The sequence below is a fragment of the Ruegeria sp. ABV3_008 genome (assembly GCF_056161185.1).
Genome location: NZ_JBSWYP010000004.1, coordinates 112,748 through 128,870 on the forward strand (window position 1 = coordinate 112,748; position 16,123 = coordinate 128,870).

The 16,123-nt window shown below is 59.4% G+C and carries 17 protein-coding genes; 8 read left to right on the forward strand and 9 right to left on the reverse strand.

The window, feature by feature from the left end; genetic code table 11:
- From ACXAH8_RS08985 to ACXAH8_RS09020, 8 genes are all read left to right on the forward strand, one after another.
- Positions 1-612: a TorD/DmsD family molecular chaperone gene (locus ACXAH8_RS08985; protein WP_475217728.1), complete on the forward strand. Its 612-nt coding sequence runs from the start codon at positions 1-3 to the stop codon at positions 610-612.
- A 58-nt stretch (positions 613-670) separates the two neighbouring features.
- A complete protein-coding gene (locus ACXAH8_RS08990; RefSeq protein WP_170376587.1) occupies positions 671-859 on the forward strand; it encodes a ubiquinol-cytochrome c reductase iron-sulfur subunit N-terminal domain-containing protein in 189 nt (62 codons plus the stop codon).
- Between the two features lie 133 nt (positions 860-992).
- On the forward strand, positions 993-3,887 hold the full coding sequence (locus ACXAH8_RS08995; RefSeq protein ID WP_170376584.1) for a formate dehydrogenase subunit alpha: 2,895 nt from the start codon (positions 993-995) through the stop codon (positions 3,885-3,887).
- A gap of 16 nt (positions 3,888-3,903) precedes the next feature.
- On the forward strand, positions 3,904-4,500 hold the full coding sequence (fdh3B, locus tag ACXAH8_RS09000) for a formate dehydrogenase FDH3 subunit beta (RefSeq protein ID WP_170376582.1): 597 nt from the start codon (positions 3,904-3,906) through the stop codon (positions 4,498-4,500).
- A 71-nt stretch (positions 4,501-4,571) separates the two neighbouring features.
- Positions 4,572-5,777, forward strand: coding sequence for a formate dehydrogenase subunit gamma (locus tag ACXAH8_RS09005; RefSeq protein ID WP_475217730.1), 1,206 nt, complete (start codon positions 4,572-4,574; stop codon positions 5,775-5,777).
- Positions 5,778-7,040 (forward strand): c-type cytochrome, encoded by a 1,263-nt coding sequence (locus ACXAH8_RS09010; protein WP_475217732.1) that lies wholly within the window; start codon positions 5,778-5,780, stop codon positions 7,038-7,040. It begins immediately after the preceding gene.
- Positions 7,041-7,053: 13 nt separating this feature from the next.
- Positions 7,054-7,179, forward strand: a complete 126-nt coding sequence (locus ACXAH8_RS09015; protein WP_256439764.1) for a hypothetical protein — start codon at positions 7,054-7,056, stop codon at positions 7,177-7,179.
- A complete protein-coding gene (locus ACXAH8_RS09020) occupies positions 7,180-8,052 on the forward strand; it encodes a substrate-binding domain-containing protein (RefSeq protein WP_475217735.1) in 873 nt (290 codons plus the stop codon).
- A gap of 39 nt (positions 8,053-8,091) precedes the next feature.
- Here the strand turns inward: ACXAH8_RS09020 and ACXAH8_RS09025 are convergent, their stop codons facing one another.
- From ACXAH8_RS09025 to hydA, 9 genes are all read right to left on the reverse strand, one after another.
- Positions 8,092-8,907: an ABC transporter substrate-binding protein gene (locus tag ACXAH8_RS09025; RefSeq protein WP_475217737.1), complete on the reverse strand. Its 816-nt coding sequence runs from the start codon at positions 8,905-8,907 to the stop codon at positions 8,092-8,094.
- 20 nt (positions 8,908-8,927) lie between these two features.
- Positions 8,928-9,662: an ATP-binding cassette domain-containing protein gene (locus tag ACXAH8_RS09030; protein WP_170660393.1), complete on the reverse strand. Its 735-nt coding sequence runs from the start codon at positions 9,660-9,662 to the stop codon at positions 8,928-8,930.
- Positions 9,655-10,368, reverse strand: a complete 714-nt coding sequence (locus tag ACXAH8_RS09035; RefSeq protein WP_170660394.1) for an ABC transporter permease — start codon at positions 10,366-10,368, stop codon at positions 9,655-9,657. The genes ACXAH8_RS09030 and ACXAH8_RS09035 overlap by 8 nt, the downstream gene beginning before the upstream one ends.
- Before the next feature lie 158 nt (positions 10,369-10,526).
- Entirely contained in the window at positions 10,527-11,516 is a 990-nt protein-coding gene (locus ACXAH8_RS09040) for an ABC transporter substrate-binding protein (protein WP_170376562.1), read from the reverse strand.
- A gap of 56 nt (positions 11,517-11,572) precedes the next feature.
- On the reverse strand, positions 11,573-12,418 hold the full coding sequence (locus ACXAH8_RS09045) for an ABC transporter permease (protein ID WP_475217740.1): 846 nt from the start codon (positions 12,416-12,418) through the stop codon (positions 11,573-11,575).
- On the reverse strand, positions 12,415-13,347 hold the full coding sequence (locus ACXAH8_RS09050; protein ID WP_170660396.1) for an ABC transporter permease subunit: 933 nt from the start codon (positions 13,345-13,347) through the stop codon (positions 12,415-12,417). The genes ACXAH8_RS09045 and ACXAH8_RS09050 overlap by 4 nt, the downstream gene beginning before the upstream one ends.
- Positions 13,344-13,787 (reverse strand): N-acetyltransferase family protein, encoded by a 444-nt coding sequence (locus ACXAH8_RS09055; RefSeq protein ID WP_475217743.1) that lies wholly within the window; start codon positions 13,785-13,787, stop codon positions 13,344-13,346. The genes ACXAH8_RS09050 and ACXAH8_RS09055 overlap by 4 nt, the downstream gene beginning before the upstream one ends.
- On the reverse strand, positions 13,777-14,574 hold the full coding sequence (locus tag ACXAH8_RS09060; RefSeq protein WP_170376555.1) for an ABC transporter ATP-binding protein: 798 nt from the start codon (positions 14,572-14,574) through the stop codon (positions 13,777-13,779). Before ACXAH8_RS09060 ends, ACXAH8_RS09055 begins: the two co-directional genes overlap by 11 nt.
- Before the next feature lie 53 nt (positions 14,575-14,627).
- Positions 14,628-16,082 (reverse strand): dihydropyrimidinase, encoded by a 1,455-nt coding sequence (gene hydA, locus ACXAH8_RS09065; protein ID WP_475217744.1) that lies wholly within the window; start codon positions 16,080-16,082, stop codon positions 14,628-14,630.
- Positions 16,083-16,123 lie beyond the last annotated feature (41 nt).

A 16,123-nucleotide genomic window follows, 5' to 3' on the forward strand; every position in this document is an offset into this window, starting at 1 on the left:
ATGACAGCAAGCAACGCGCAACAAATGGATATCTCGGCCGAGGATCGGCTGCGCGCGGATTTCTACAACTTCCTGGGCTTGCTGCTGGCAGGCCCACCGGATCAATTGCTGTTGGACCAGATGGCGGGGCTAAGCGGCGATGACACCGATCTGGGTCAGGCTATTCAAGCCATGGCGCGGGTGGCCAAAGTGACCAAACCCGCCGCAGCAGAACGCGAGTTCAACGCGCTGTTCATCGGTTTGGGGCGCGGTGAGCTCCTGCCCTATGCCAGCTTTTACCTGACCGGGTTCCTGAACGAAAAACCTCTGGCCCAGTTGCGCAATGATATGGCCGTGCGCGGCATTACCCGTGCCAAGAATGTGTTCGAGCCCGAAGATAACATCGCCTCGCTGATGGAGATTATGGCTGGCATGATCGTCGGCCGGTTTGGAACCGCTGCGTCGCTCGACGATCAAAAAGCGTTCTGGAACAAACATATCGGCCCGTGGGCCGCACATTTCTATTCGGATTTGGAAGCTGCCGAAGCTTCGGTTCTCTATGCCTCGGTCGGGACGGCCGGTCGGGTGTTCATGGAGATCGAGCGTGAGGCATTCCGAATGACGGCGGCATAACCCGCCACTCACCGGCGCCCAAGAAGGCGCTAGATCGCAAATGGGAGAGGAGACACCCATGAGCAAGACCAAGGAAGAAGGCGCAACCCGCCGCGACTTCCTCAAACTGGCCGGAACCGCAGCGCCCGCTGCTGTCGCCGCCGCCAGCCTGAGCGGTCAAGCCGAAGCAGCCGAGCTGCCGACGGACGAGACCCGCATGCAGGACACCGCGCATACCCGCGCATATCTGGAAAGCGCGCGCTTCTAAGCCGCCTCGACTGCGCCCGGCCTAGCCGCCGGACGATGTCATCTACCCGACGGACGGTTGCGATTGGCCCTGATGTCGGTTCGCGAAGTACCAAGCCAGCCGTGGCTGACACGGCGCGCAAGGGAGGAAAACAATGCTTAGGAAAAAGACCAACGGGGTTGCGAGACGCCCCCAGCGGACAAGTATCCTGTCCCAGGTCGGCGAGAAAACCGTCGATCGCCGCGCATTCCTGCGTGGCTCGGGCCTGACGATCGGCGGCCTTGCCGCGATCAGCGCTACGGGTGGAACCGTGACGCAAGCCAGCGCCCAGACAGCGGCAAACCAAGCCGTTGAGAATATCAAATCCGTCTGCACTCACTGCTCGGTCGGCTGTACAGTCGTTGCTGAGGTGCAAAATGGTGTCTGGGTCGGGCAAGAACCCGGTTGGGACAGCCCGTTCAACCTGGGTGCGCACTGCGCCAAGGGCGCCGCGGTCCGCGAACACGCCCATGGCGAACGCCGCCTGAAGTATCCGATGAAAAAGGAAGGCGGAGAGTGGAAGCGCATCAGCTGGGACGAGGCGATCAACGAGATCGGCGACGGCATGATGAACATCCGTCAGGAATCCGGGCCGGACAGTGTGTACTGGCTGGGTTCTGCGAAGCATAATAACGAACAGGCCTATCTGTTCCGCAAGTTCGCCGCCTACTGGGGCACGAACAACGTGGACCATCAGGCCCGTATCTGCCACTCGACCACTGTTGCGGGCGTTGCGAACACGTGGGGCTACGGCGCCATGACTAACTCGTATAACGACATGCACAACAGCCGGGCCATCTTTATCATCGGTGGCAACCCGGCCGAGGCGCACCCCGTCTCGTTGCTGCATATCCTGCGTGCGAAAGAACAGAACAACGCACCTCTGATCGTCTGCGACCCGCGCTTTACGCGCACCGCGGCGCACGCGGATGAATATGTCCGTTTCCGTCCCGGCACCGACGTCGCATTGGTCTGGGGTATTCTGTGGCACATCTTCGACAACGGATGGGAGGACAAAGAGTTCATCCGCACCCGTGTCTGGGGTATGGACCAGATCAAGGAAGAGGTTGCCAAGTGGACCCCGGATGAGGTCGAGCGCGTCACCGGTACACCCGGCTCGCAGCTGCGCCGCGTCGCCCGGACCATGGTGAACAACCGTCCCGGCACCGTTGTCTGGTGTATGGGTGGTACTCAGCACACCAACGGCAACAACAACACCCGCGCCTACTGTGTGCTTCAGCTTGCGCTCGGCAACATGGGCACCACGGGTGGTGGCACCAACATCTTCCGCGGCCATGACAACGTGCAGGGCGCGACGGACCTTGGTGTTCTGTCCCACACCCTGCCCGGCTACTATGGCCTGTCCAAGGGTGCATGGGGTCACTGGGCCCGTGTATGGGGTGAAGATCCCGAATGGCTGGCGGGTCAGTTCGCCACGATCAAGGACAAGGAAGGCAAGGATAAACCGCTCCAGAACGAGCGCGGCATCCCGGTCTCCCGCTGGATCGACGGTGTTCTGGAAGATCCCGCCAACATGGATCAGGACAACAACGTCCGCGCCATGGTTCTGTGGGGCCACGCGCCCAACTCGCAGACCCGGATGACGGAAATGAAGACGGCGATGGAGAAGCTGGACATGCTGGTCGTGATCGACCCGTATCCCACCGTCTCGGCCGTTCTGCAGGACCGCACTGATGGCGTTTATCTATTGCCAGCCTGTACCCAGTTCGAAACCCGTGGCTCGGTCACTGCCTCGAACCGCTCGCTTCAATGGCGCGACAAGGTGGTGGATCCCCTGTTCGAAAGCTTGCCGGACGAGGTCATCATGGCCAAGTTCGCCAACAAGTTCGGCTGGGCGGATCGTCTGTTCCGCAACATCGAGATGGACGACCCGGAAACCCCGAATGTTGAAAGCATCACGCGTGAGTTCAACTCGGGCCTCTGGACCATCGGCTATACCGGTCAGTCGCCAGAACGTCTGAAAAGCCACATGGCAAACCAGCACACGTTCGATAGAACCACGCTGCAAGCCATTGGTGGACCCAACGACGGCGAGTATTACGGTCTGCCCTGGCCTTGCTGGGGAACGCCAGAGATGGGTCACACAGGGACACCGAACCTTTATGACATGTCCAAGCCGGTGGCCGAAGGTGGCCTGACCTTCCGCGCCCGTTTCGGGGTGGAACGCGATGGTGACAACCTGCTGGCCGAAGGGGTCTATAGCGTCGGATCGGAAATTCAGGATGGATATCCCGAATTCACGATGCAGATGCTGATGGACCTTGGTTGGGATGGAGACCTGACGGCGGAGGAACGCGCGGCAATCGACGCCGTTGCGGGACCAGAGACCAACTGGAAGACCGACCTCAGCGGCGGTATCCAGCGGGTCGCGATCGCTCATGGCTGTGCGCCCTTCGGGAACGCAAAGGCACGCGCGGTTGTCTGGACCTTCCCGGATCCGATCCCATTGCACCGCGAGCCGCTCTACACGAACCGGCGCGATCTCGTGGAGGACTATCCAACCTACGAGGACCGTCAGGCCTATCGTCTACCCACCCTTTACGCTTCGATCCAAAAGAACGACTTTTCAAAGGATTACCCGATAATCCTCACGTCAGGTCGTTTGGTCGAATACGAAGGCGGTGGCGATGAGACACGGTCTAACCCGTGGCTGGCCGAGCTTCAGCAGGACATGTTCGTCGAGATCAATCCGCGCGATGCCAACAACCTTGGTATTCGGGACGGATCGCAGGTCTGGGTCGAAGGTCCTGAGGGCGGCAAGGTCAAGGTGATGGCGATGCTGACCAACAGGGTCGGTGCCGGCGTGGCCTTTATGCCGTTCCACTTTGGCGGCCATTTCCAAGGCGAGGACCTGAGGGAGAAATACCCCAAAGGTGCCGATCCCTACGTGCTGGGTGAAAGTACCAACACTGCCCAGACCTATGGCTATGATTCAGTGACCCAGATGCAGGAGACCAAAGCGACTCTCTGCAAGATCTGGTCAGCGTAAGGAGGAGAAGAGAAAAATGGCAGCAAGAGCAAAATTTCTCTGCGACGCTGAACGCTGTATCGAGTGCAACGCCTGTGTCACCGCGTGTAAGAACGAACACGAGGTGCCATGGGGCATCAACCGCCGTAGGGTGGTAACGATCAATGACGGCAACCCAGGCGAACGCTCGATCTCGGTGGCCTGTATGCATTGTTCGGATGCGCCTTGCATGGCGGTGTGCCCGGTCGACTGCTTCTATCAGAACGAAGAAGGCGTCGTCCTGCACTCCAAGGACCTGTGCATTGGCTGCGGCTATTGCTTCTACGCGTGCCCCTTCGGCGCGCCGCAATACCCGCAGGCGGGCAACTTCGGATCGCGTGGCAAGATGGACAAATGTACCTTCTGCGCCGGCGGCCCCGAGGAAACGCACTCGACTGCAGAGTTCGCCAAATATGGTCGCAACAGGATCGCTGAGGGCAAACTGCCCATCTGCGCCGAGATGTGCTCCACCAAAGCCCTGCTCGCCGGTGACGGCGACGTCGTCTCGGCCATCTACCGCGAGCGTGTCGTCGCGCGCGGGTTTGGCTCGGGCGCGTGGGGTTGGGGCACGGCCTACGACCAGAAAGACGGCTAATTCGTCTGTGTAAGAAACAGGTGACCCGCAAATGTGGGTCACCTGCATTTGGAATTTTGACCGAGGTTCAGATGTTCCGTCTCATTTTCGCCCTTCTGTTCACCCTTGGGCTGACCCAGTTCGCCCTTGCCCAAAGCACCGAGACCGAAGACCCCGCCGCGGATGCGCGCGCCTCGACTGGCGGTGCCACGACTCTCGAAGATATTCTGGCGCGGCAGCGGGGCGAGAAAGTGGACAACGCCTATCGCTCGGAAAACACCGGTCAGGGCAATGTCGAGGGGCTGCTGGGCCAATTCGGAACAAGCGGCGTTGCCTCGGACAGCGACGTGTATCGGGCTATTCGCTTTGGCTCGGCCGATACAACGGTGTCGTCTCAAGGGCCTGCCGCTGGTGTCCTGATCCAAGATGGAGGCATGTGGTGGTGGAACTTCCGAACGGGTCCACTGCGTGAATACGGCAGCTACATCATTGCTGGGATGGCGGCCGTCATTCTGCTGTTCTTCCTGATCCGCGGTAAAATCCGCATTGATGGGGAAAAAACGGGCCGCACGGTTCTGCGCTTCAACAGCTTTGAGAGGTTCGGGCACTGGCTGTTTGCCGGATCGTTCCTGATCCTCGGTATCACCGGCTTGCTGACGCTTTATGGCCGCGACTTCCTGATCCCAGTCTTCGGCAAGGAAGGCTTCGCCACCATGGCGCAGGGCTGTAAATGGCTGCACAACAATCTCGCTTGGGCCTTCATGTTGGGCTTGATCATCGTCACTGTGAACTGGATCGCCCATAACATCCCAAACAAAACCGACCTGAAATGGCTGGCCGCCGGAGGGGGATTGTTCACCAAAGGCAGCCATCCGCCTGCAAAGAAATTCAACGCGGGCCAGAAAATCATCTTCTGGGCCTGTATCCTGCTGGGTATCTCGATCAGCCTGTCCGGCCTGTCGCTGCTGTTCCCGTTCGAGTTGCCGATGTTCGCCAAGACCTTCTCGATCGCCAACTCCACCGGCATTCCGCAGGCGCTTGGCTTAAACCTGCCCGTCCAGATGTCGCCGCAGGAAGAGATGCAATACGCACAGGTCTGGCACGTCATGGTGGCCTATGTCTTCATCGCCATCATCATCGCCCATATTTACCTCGGCTCGGTCGGGATGGAGGGCGCGTTCGACGCCATGGGTACCGGCGAGGTTGAAGAGCAGTGGGCGCGTGAGCATCACTCGCTGTGGCTGGAAGAGGTGCAGGAAAAAGAGGCGGGCAAAGCAGCGGCCTCTCCCGCTGAATAGATGCGCTGGCTCGCCGTCGCGCTGGCCCTGATCCCCCTGCCCGCATGGTCCGAGTTCTTTACGCTCAAGGGCCATGGCGGGCCAATCATGGGCATCGCAACCGCGCCTGACGGGCGGATCGCCACGGCCAGTTTCGACAATTCGGTTGGCCTGTGGTCGGATCAAATGCCCGAATGGTTGGAGGGCCACGAAGCCGCCGTCAACTCCGTCGTCTTCAACGGAACCGCCATCTACTCCGCTGGAGACGACTTCACCCTGCGCCGCTGGCCGGGCGGAGAGGTTGTTGGCCAGCACAAAGGCAAAATCGTGGGCCTTGCAGCCTCAAAAGCCCATGTCGCCACAGCCAGCTGGGACGGTACAATAGGGTTGTGGCCGGTGGACGGCTCCGCCCCACAAATGCTGGGCCCGACAGCAGGCGGTGTGAACGCGGTGGTGTTTTCACAAGATGGAACCCGGCTGTTCTCGGCGGGTGTGGACGGCAGCCTACGCGAATGGGACGTGGCCAGCGGTCAGGAAACCCGGCGCGTGGTCGAACATGGCTTTGGCATCAATGAGTTAGCTCTGAACGAACAAGACGGCTGGATCGCCTATGGCGCTGTAGACGGCGGGACCCGTATCCGCGACCTCAGCACGGATGAAGAGAGGGATTTCACCCTGGACCGACGCCCTATTCTGGCACTAGCCCTCAGTCCTGATCGCAGTCTGTTGGCCGTCGGGGATGGCGAGGGCTACATAATGGTGATCGACACAATAGACTGGCGTATCGCCCAAGATTTCCGCGCCACGCTGCGAGGGCCGGTCTGGGCGCTGGCGTTCTCGGCTGACGGCAAGAACATCCACGCGGGCGGAATTGATGAGGCCATGTATAGCTGGCCGGTCGCCGCCCTGAGGGATCAGGAGCAGATGGCTGCGTCTGAGCCCAGCTTTTTGAAAGACCCCGACCAGATGAGCAACGGCGAACGGCAATTCGCCCGCAAATGCTCAATCTGCCACAGCTTGACACCGGACGGGCAGCGCCGTGCAGGTCCAACACTCTACGAAGTGTTCGGACGGCAAGCCGGAACCCTGCAAGGTTATTTCTACTCGGAAACGTTGCAAGACTCTGATATCATTTGGAATGACGAGACGATAAATGCCCTTTTCGATGAGGGGCCGGATCACTACATTCCAGGATCAAAGATGCCGATGCAGCGGATCACGCAAGAACAGGACCGGGACGACCTGATCGCATTTCTACGTCGCGCAACGGTTGATCCGAACTGAACCGGAGGAAACGATGAAAGCCTTTCTTGCCGCCGCAACTGCAATGGTCGTCATCACTGTTGCCGCCCCCTTTGCGCTGAATCAGATCGGTTTCAGCGCGGAACAGGCGACCTCTGGCCCTGCTGTGCGCCTCGACTGAATGTCCGAATACCTGACGACGAAAGAGCTGGCCGACCTGTTACGGATCGGCGAGCGGAAAGCCTATGATCTCGCCTCCTCGGGTGAGGTTCCTTGTGTTCGCGCCATGGGCAAGCTGTTGTTTCCCCGCTCCGAGGTGATTGCATGGCTTAACGCTTCCCGCTCCGGCCCACAGGTAGCGGAACCGCTCCTGCCGCCGATCGTTGCGGGCAGCCATGATCCACTGTTGGACTGGGCGCTGCGGGAGAGCGGGTCTGGCCTAGCGACGTATTACGATGGCTCCTTCGACGGTCTTAGTCGCCTTGGCAGTCGCAGCGCGCAGGCCGCAGCGCTGCATATCCATGAGGACGGCGGCTTCAACACCCAATCCCTGCGCGATGCTTTGGGCGAGGCCCCCGTGGTCCTGATCGAGATCGCGCAGCGACAACGCGGGCTTTTACTGTCCCCAGAGACCTCGGACATTGCCGGTTTTGACGACCTCAGAGGCCGCCGCGTCGTCCTGCGCCAGAACAGCGCCGCCAGCCAACGTCTGTTTGATGCCGAACTTACAACCCATGGCCTGACCCGAGACGACCTGACCGCTCTGCCTGCCTGCGCCCGCACCGAGGAAGAGCTGGCCATCACTCTGCACGACAACAAAGCCGAGGCCGGGTTTGGTCTGGGCGCATTGGCCAGCCTCTACAACCTACGTTTCGTACCGACCCACTCGGAACGGCTGGATCTGGCGATCTGGCGGCGGGCCTATTTTGACGAGCCAATGCAGAAACTGCTGCGCTTCATACGCTCAGATCAGTTCCGCACCCGCGCCTCTGAATTTGATGGATATGACCTGACGGGTTTGGGCCAGGTCCACCACAATAGCGCCAGCGGTTAACGCTTCATCGTTTCAAGAATACGCTCACCGCAGGCCAATTTACTGCGCATTTGGGAAAAACACCTGCTGCCCTTCTAGCCGGAAGTCCGCAATCGCCGCCTGCCCGTCCGGCCCCGTCAGCCAATCAATGAACCTCTGCCCGGCATTGGCGCGCGTTTTCGGATGCCGCTCGGGATTCACCAAGATCACACCATATTGGTTGAACAATCGCGGATCGCCCTCGACCTGAATCTCAAGATCCCCTCTGTTGCCAAAGGAAAGCCAGGTCGCCCGGTCGGTCAGCGTATAAGCCCCCATGCCGCTGGCGATGTTCAGCGTTGCCCCCATGCCGGAACCGGTCTCGCGATACCATTCACCCGACGCTTCGGTCGGATCCAAACCGGCATCCGCCCAGTGGCCCATCTCGGCCTTGTGCGTTCCGCTGTCATCCCCGCGCGAGGCGAATACGGCCTCAGCCGCCTCGATCGCAGAAAGCGCGGACAGGATATCTGACCCCCCTTTGACGCCCGCCGGGTCCGATTTTGGTCCGACCAGAACAAAGTCATTATACATCAGATCAAAACGCTCAACTCCCCAACCATCTGCGACGAACTTCTCTTCCGCAGGCTTGGAGTGGACCAGCAACACATCCCCATCGCCATTCACCGCATTGCGAATGGCCTGACCAGTGCCAACGGCCACGACGCGGACATCAATACCGCTTTCCGCCTCAAAGCCCGGCAACAGATAGTCCAGCAACCCCGAATTCTGGGTCGAGGTCGTGGATTGCACCACGATAAATGGCTCTTCCGCTGTGGCTATGCCGGCCATCATCCCAAGCCCAAGCGCCGCTGCGCGCAAAATTGCCCGTCTCATCACATGCTCCAATGTTTTTGTTATGTAACCAATGCGCCCGAGAGATAGCGACGTGATGCGTCGCTTTCTGGGGCATCCAGAACCTGTTTGGCAGGTCCGTGTTCCACCACACGCCCGCCCTGCATCATGACAATATCCGCAGCCAACCGCCGCGCCTGTCCGATATCATGTGTCACCATAACGATCCGCACCCCACGCGCCGAGGCTCGCAGGATCATACGTTCAATCATCTGCACAGCGCTTGGGTCCAGTGCGCTGGTCGGCTCATCCAGAAAAAGGGTCTCAGGAGTCATCGCCAAAGCCCGCAGGATCGCCAGCCGTTGCGCCTCCCCGCCCGACAAAGACCGCGCGGGCTGGCGGGCCTTGCCCTCAAGGCCACCTTCGGCCAACAGCTCGGCAATCCGAAGTTTGCGCGCGCGACGCGCCAGCCCCTGCCGTTTTAGCACAAAGTCCAGATTGGCGGACACCGATCGACGCAGAAGAACGGGTTGTTGAAACACCATTGCCTGCCGTGCTGTATGAGAGGCATTTAGCGGAGTGCCATCTTGAACAACCTGTCCCTGATCTGGTGAGATCAACCCATGCAGACACCGCAAAAGCAGGCTTTTGCCCGCGCCGTTCGGACCCAGCAACAGTGTTGGACCAGGTCCGCCCAGCGTCAGATCGGCCACATCCAACAAGACCTGTCCGTTGCGTCGGATGACCAGATCGCGGACCTGCAGGGACTGTGTCATCTCGAAGGTCAGATCACGCATGGCGCAACCCCTCTCGTTCGGCGCGGAGGCTGGCAGCGCTGACCATGGCGTTCACAGCCACCGCGATACCGATCAGGATCGTACCCAGCGCCAGCGCCAAAGCCAGGTTCCCTTTCGAAGTCTCGAGCGCAATTGTCGTCGTCATGACCCGCGTTACGTGATTGATGTTGCCGCCAACGATGATCACGGCGCCCACCTCGGCAATGGCACGTCCGAACCCGGCCAGAAGCGCGGTGATCAAAGCCAAGCGCGCATCCCACAACAACACCGGAACCGAGGCCAAACGCGACACTCCAAGTGAACGGAGTTGTTCTGAATACTCCTCGGCCAGCATCTCGACCACTTGCCGGGTCAGTGCGGCGACGATGGGCGTGACCAAAACCACCTGCGCGATGATCATGGCGGTGGGCGTATAGAGCAGTTCCAACACTCCCAAAGGTCCCGAACGGGACAGCATCAGGTAGACTAGCAGGCCGACCACTACCGGCGGGAACCCCATCAGAGCATTCATCAGCACGATCAACGCTCGGCGGCCGGGAAAGCGCGCCACGGCCAGCGCTGCCCCAACGGGCATCCCAATCAGCGCCGAGATCAGCACCGCGAATACGGATACTTTCAGAGACAGGAAGACAATCGCCCATAGCTCCGCATCCCCATCGAGGATGAGAGAGAAGGCGTGACTGAATTCTTCTGCAAATCCTTGCATTTTATCCTTCTAAACGCGCCAAGATGGATGATTTGCGTTAAATTACAAGGAAATACTACTATAGATTCACCAAGAGTACATACACGAAACCGACAGTCAGAATAGAAAACGCGGCCCCGTTTGAGACCGCGTCTTTGTTTAAGAAAAGTCTTGGTGGTTTAGTTGAGCGCCGCGTCGGTCACCTGATGGGTCCATGCCCCTTCCGGCTTCGCGGTGATGACCGGATCGGAACCACCTGCAAGCAGTGTGCTCACCGTCCGCTCAAAATCAGCCGGGTCCAGCGCCCCGTTCGATCCTGCGGTCAGTTTAGCAATCTCGCCCATCATGCGTTTCTGATGCTCTTCGGTCTGCGCACCAGTAGCGTCATTGTCGAGAACGATCAGAGCGGCCTCATCCGGGTTCTCTTCGGCATATTTCCAACCTTTCATCGAGGCCCGCACAAAGCGCTGCATTTTCTCAACAAAGGCTTCGTCGCTCAGGTTCTCTTCCAGCACGTAAAGACCATCTTCCAGCGTTGCCACGCCCTGATCTTCGTACTTGAAGGTCACCAGCTCGTCCGGGTTCACGCCTGCATCAATGACCTGCCAGTATTCATTGTAGGTCATAGTGCTGATGCAATCTGCCTGACGCTGCAGCAGAGGATCCACGTTGAAGCCTTGCTTCAGCACCTCTACACCGTTTTCAGCCTTACCGCCTGTGTCGATGCCCAGCTGGCTCATCCAGCTCATAAACGGGAATTCGTTGCCAAAGAACCAAACGCCGAGGGTGCGGTTCTTCAGATCCTCGGGTGAAGAAATCCCCGCGTCCTTCCAGCAGGTCAGCATCATGCCTGAGCTTTTGAAGGGCTGAGCGATATTGACCAGCGGCAAGCCTTTTTCCCGTGCGGCCAGTGCGGCCGGCATCCATTCGACGGTCACATCCGCACCGCCACCCGCGATCACCTGAGTGGGCGCGATATCGGGACCGCCCGGCAGGATAGTGACGTCCAGATCTTCTTCCTCGTAGAACCCCTTGTCCTTCGCGACGTAGTAGCCTGCAAACTGCGCCTGCGTGACCCATTTGAGCTGCAACGTTACCTCATCGGCGGCCAGTGATGCACTGGCGGCCAGGCTAAAGGCGGCAACCGCCCCGCTGAGTAGCTTTTTCATCTTCATCTTCTCCTTGTTACGAATTGTGCCCCGTTTTCGGGGTCTGGTTGGTCTTGTTATCTGCGTTGTGAGGGGTGCCAAAAGGTTACCATTTTTTCGAGCCCTGCCACCAAAGCATAGAACACTGTTCCGGCGACTGCTGCCACTGCGATTTCTGCCCAGACGAGGTCGATCGACAAGCTGCCCACCCCGGTTGAAATCCGAAAGCCCATACCGCGCGTGGGTGAGCCGAAATATTCGGCCACAATCGCCCCGATCAGCGCCAGTGTGGTGGCGATCTTGAGGCCATTGAATATGAACGGCATGGCCGCAGGCAGGCGTAGCTTGATCAGCGTTTGCGTATAGCTGGCGGCATAGGTCCGCATCAGGTCGCGCTGCATCGCGTCCGCCTCACGCAGGCCTTGCACTGTATTTACGAGGATCGGGAAGAACACCATCACCACAACCACCGCCGCCTTGGAGTGCCAGTCGAACCCGAACCAACTGACCAGAATTGGGGCGATCCCGACGATAGGCAGCGCGGCCACAAAGTTACCGATTGGCAGCAAACCTCGGGTCAGAAAGACGGACCGGTCGATAAGAACGGCCGTCAGAAACGCGGCAGAGGCACCGATTGCGAAGCCGGTGAACGCCCCTTTGAACACGGTCTGTTTGAAGTCCTGCCACAGAATATCGGTCGAGTTCACAAAGGTCTGCGCCACCATCGACGGCGGCGGCAAGATCACGGGTGAGACGCCCAGTCCTTGCACCAGCCCCTCCCACAGGATCAGCAGCGTTACACCAAAAAGTACGGGAACAAAGACGCGCACGCCTTTGGAATCACGGTAGATTGACCGCGCCAGCCATGCGTTCAGCCACCAGGCACCGGCCCAGAAGAGGAGGGAAAAGATCAACCAGCTCATGCGCTCATCCCCATACGTTTCAGAGTCACTCGCTGCAGTATGTCCAGTAAGGTCACCAGAATTCCCGCCAGAATTGCAGCTGCGAACAAGGCCGCCCAAATGGCCAGAGGCGTACCGAACTGATCTCCGATCAAAATGCGCGCGCCGAGGCCTGAAATTGCACCGGTCGGCAGCTCGCCCACAATTGTCCCGACCAAGGCCGCCGCGATTCCAACCTTCAGCGAAGTGAACAGGTAGGGCACTGAGGACGGTAGGCGCAGTTTCAGAAACGCCTGCAATCCGGTCGCGTTGTAGGTCTGAAGCAAATCCAGCTGCGAAACGGCTGGCGAGCGCAGCCCTTTAACCATCCCAACCAGTACAGGGAAATAGCATAGGTAAGCCGAGATAATCGCCTTGGGTACCCCGCGCCCTTCGATCCCCAACTGAGAACTCAGGACGATGATCATAGGGGCCAGTGCCACAATCGGCACGGTTTGGCTGATGATGGCCCATGGCATCAGGCTCATATCCACAACGCGGGAATAGACGATGGCCACGGCCCCCAGGATGCCAACGGCCGTGCCCAGCACAAACCCCCAGAGCGTGGATTGCAGCGTGATCCACCCGTGATAGATCAACGAGCGTTTCGACAACGCCCGCCCTCGCATCACCATTTCGCCGGTGGTTTTCCAAAGCTCCTGCCCGACTTGAACGGGCGTTGGCAGGCGCGGCCGGTCCAGCTCATAACCACCTGCAATATGCGACGGGTTTTGCACCATCAGAACCCAGACCGAGACCTGCTGACGGTCCCTCGACGTCTCGGGCGTCACGGTTTCCCCTGCCCGTTCCGCCTGATCGAGCGAGACACGAACATTCATTGGCGCGACGGCCAGATACCAAAGGACCGCAATGGCCAACAGCACAGTCAGTACAGATAAGACCTGCTTCATGCGTGCCACTCCATCCGGTAGACCGGCACGGTGTCCGGGGGCACGGGAGGCTCTTCGCTTGTAACCTCGAACCCTTCGCGCTGATAGAACCGTTGCGCCGAAGTGTTCGGTGTGTGTGTCGTCAGCCAAAGAAACGCGCGTCCCTCTTTGGCCTTGTCGACAAAGCGCTTGCCGATGCCCTGACCGGTCCGCCTGCAATAAAGCGCACCGATCTTCTGCTCATTCGGGTCCACGGACATGTAGCAATCGACCGGGTTACCGGTGACCCAGACCTCACGATGATCGAACGCCTCTTCAATCAAGGCTGTCAGTTGATCAACAGGCAGCTCTTCCGGCATCCAATCTGTCCGGCGGGCCCAATCATGGATCACTTGCGCACAGGCCGGCACGTCCTGCAACGTAGCGCGCCTTATCATATCCGAGGCCCCATCAGTCATCATAGGAATGCCCCGCCCGCAGGCCGTCCCGCACCCGGTGTGCAACCTCAATAAACTCCGGGGTATCGCGGATATCCAACGGCCGCTCCTTGGGCAGAGGGCTGTCGATCACATCCGTAATCCGCCCGGGCCGAGGGCTCATCACCACGATCTTGGTGCTGAGATAGACGGCCTCAGGGATCGAGTGCGTGACGAATCCAATCGTCTTCTCGGTACGCGCCCAGAGCGCCAGAAGCTGCTCATTGAGGTGATCGCGAACGATCTCGTCCAACGCACCAAACGGTTCGTCCATCAGCAGGATATCCGCGTCAAAAGCCAAGGCCCGCGCGATACTGGCCCGCTGCTGCATACCACCCGACAGCTGCCACGGGAATTTCCCACCAAATCCAGCAAGATCAACGAGTTCGAGAACTTTGTTCACGCGCTCTTCCTGCTCGGACGCGGAATAGCCCATGATCTCAAGCGGCAGCTTGATGTTCTTGGAAATGGTCCGCCACGGATACAGACCCGCCGCCTGAAACACATAGCCATAGGCCCGCTTGCGCCGCGCCTCATCCGGGGTCATGCCGTTGACGGTCAACGTACCGCCCGTCGGGGTCTCCAAAGCCGCGATGCAGCGCAGAAAGGTGGTCTTGCCGCAGCCCGAAGGGCCGATAAAGCTGACAAAGTCGCCTTTGTCGATCGTCAGGTTCACATCTTTCAGCGCGTGAACCGGGCCGTCATTCGTCTGGAAGGTGAGATCCAGCTGCCTTGCCTCGATCACAGGCTGGGTCGTAGAGTCAGTGTTCATTCCATAGCCTTGAAAAATTTGATTGCGGGCCGCCCAAAAGCGGCCCGAATGCGTCAGACACCCGTCGCCGGAATACCCGTCCGCTCCACCGGGCGCGGGGCGGTCAGTTCTTTCCAGGTGCTCAGCGCCTTGTTCACATGGGTGTTGGCCTCACGCGATACGAATTTCCCGTGCCCTTCCTGTGTCTGGATCTCACCATCATGCACAGCAACCGAACCACGGGTCAGCGTGAATCGCGGCAACCCGCGCACTTCTTTACCCTCGAACACGTTGTAGTCGATCGAAGACTGCTGCGTTTCGGCCGAAATCACCTTGGCCTTGTCCGGATCCCACACCACCAGATCAGCATCTGCGCCCGCCAAAACCGCACCCTTTTTCGGATAGCAGTTCAATATCTTGGCGATGTTTGTTGAAGTAACGGCTACGAACTCATTCGGCGTCAAACGCCCTGTATTCACCCCATAGGTCCAGAGCATCGGCATCCGATCCTCCAACCCTCCGGTCCCGTTCGGGATCTTGGTGAAATCACCCACGCCATAGCGTTTCTGTTCGGTCGTAAAGGCACAATGGTCCGTCGCGACCACGCTCAACGTGCCCGATTGCAGACCGTTCCATAGGCTATCCTGATGCTGCTTGTTCCGGAACGGAGGGCTCATGACCCGCCGCGCCGCATGTTCCCAATCGTGATGGAAATACTCGCTTTCATCCAAGGTCAGGTGCTGGATCAGAGGCTCTCCCCACACCCGCTTGCCCTGCATCTTAGCGCGCCGAATGGCCTCATGCGCCTCTTCGCAGGAGGTATGCACCACGTACAGAGGCACACCGGCCATGTCCGCAATCATGATCGCGCGGTTGGTCGCTTCGCCTTCGACCTGCGGCGGGCGGGAATAGGCGTGTGCCTCGGGGCCGGTATTGCCCTCGGCCAGCAATTTTGCGCTCAGCTCGGCCACAACGTCACCGTTCTCGGCATGAACCATCGCGGTGCCGCCCAACTCTGCCAGGCGTTTGAACGAGGCAAACAACTCATCGTCATTCACCATCAAGGCGCCTTTGTAGGCCATGAAATGCTTGAACGTGTTGATGCCACGCGTCTCGATGACAGTCTTGATGTCATCAAACACCTGCTCTCCCCACCAGGTCACCGCCATGTGGAACGAGTAGTCACAATTCGCCCGCGTCGATTTATTGTCCCAACGCTTGAGCGCGTCCAGCAAGCTTTCGCCCGGATTGGGCAGCGCGAAATCCACCACCATCGTGGTGCCACCGGCCAAGGCCGCACGCGTGCCGCTTTCGAAATCGTCGCTGGAATAGGTCCCCATAAAAGGCATCTCAAGATGCGTGTGCGGGTCGATCCCACCGGGCATGACGTAGCACCCCGAGGCGTCCAGCTCCTTGTCGCCGCGCAGGTCCGGCCCAATCTCGGTGATCACGCCACCTTCAACTTTCACATCCGCCTTATAGGTCAGATCGGCGGTTACGATGGTCCCGTTCTTGATGACAGTACTCATTTCAAACTCCCTGTTGCGGTCTGCGCCGCTTGCTTCATCTG

Excerpts from the sequence above, each read along its gene's own strand:
- ACXAH8_RS08985 (WP_475217728.1), top strand. The coding sequence starts at position 1 with ATGACAGCAAGCAACGCGCAACAAATGGATATCTCGGCCGAGGATCGG.
- ACXAH8_RS08990 (WP_170376587.1), top strand. The coding sequence starts at position 671 with ATGAGCAAGACCAAGGAAGAAGGCGCAACCCGCCGCGACTTCCTCAAA.
- ACXAH8_RS08995 (WP_170376584.1), top strand. The coding sequence starts at position 993 with ATGCTTAGGAAAAAGACCAACGGGGTTGCGAGACGCCCCCAGCGGACA.
- fdh3B (WP_170376582.1), top strand. The coding sequence starts at position 3,904 with ATGGCAGCAAGAGCAAAATTTCTCTGCGACGCTGAACGCTGTATCGAG.
- ACXAH8_RS09005 (WP_475217730.1), top strand. The coding sequence starts at position 4,572 with ATGTTCCGTCTCATTTTCGCCCTTCTGTTCACCCTTGGGCTGACCCAG.
- ACXAH8_RS09010 (WP_475217732.1), top strand. The coding sequence starts at position 5,778 with ATGCGCTGGCTCGCCGTCGCGCTGGCCCTGATCCCCCTGCCCGCATGG.
- ACXAH8_RS09015 (WP_256439764.1), top strand. The coding sequence starts at position 7,054 with ATGAAAGCCTTTCTTGCCGCCGCAACTGCAATGGTCGTCATCACTGTT.
- ACXAH8_RS09020 (WP_475217735.1), top strand. The coding sequence starts at position 7,180 with ATGTCCGAATACCTGACGACGAAAGAGCTGGCCGACCTGTTACGGATC.
- ACXAH8_RS09025 (WP_475217737.1), bottom strand. The coding sequence starts at position 8,907 with ATGAGACGGGCAATTTTGCGCGCAGCGGCGCTTGGGCTTGGGATGATG.
- ACXAH8_RS09030 (WP_170660393.1), bottom strand. The coding sequence starts at position 9,662 with ATGCGTGATCTGACCTTCGAGATGACACAGTCCCTGCAGGTCCGCGAT.
- ACXAH8_RS09035 (WP_170660394.1), bottom strand. The coding sequence starts at position 10,368 with ATGCAAGGATTTGCAGAAGAATTCAGTCACGCCTTCTCTCTCATCCTC.
- ACXAH8_RS09040 (WP_170376562.1), bottom strand. The coding sequence starts at position 11,516 with ATGAAAAAGCTACTCAGCGGGGCGGTTGCCGCCTTTAGCCTGGCCGCC.
- ACXAH8_RS09045 (WP_475217740.1), bottom strand. The coding sequence starts at position 12,418 with ATGAGCTGGTTGATCTTTTCCCTCCTCTTCTGGGCCGGTGCCTGGTGG.
- ACXAH8_RS09050 (WP_170660396.1), bottom strand. The coding sequence starts at position 13,347 with ATGAAGCAGGTCTTATCTGTACTGACTGTGCTGTTGGCCATTGCGGTC.
- ACXAH8_RS09055 (WP_475217743.1), bottom strand. The coding sequence starts at position 13,787 with ATGATGACTGATGGGGCCTCGGATATGATAAGGCGCGCTACGTTGCAG.
- ACXAH8_RS09060 (WP_170376555.1), bottom strand. The coding sequence starts at position 14,574 with ATGAACACTGACTCTACGACCCAGCCTGTGATCGAGGCAAGGCAGCTG.
- hydA (WP_475217744.1), bottom strand. The coding sequence starts at position 16,082 with ATGAGTACTGTCATCAAGAACGGGACCATCGTAACCGCCGATCTGACC.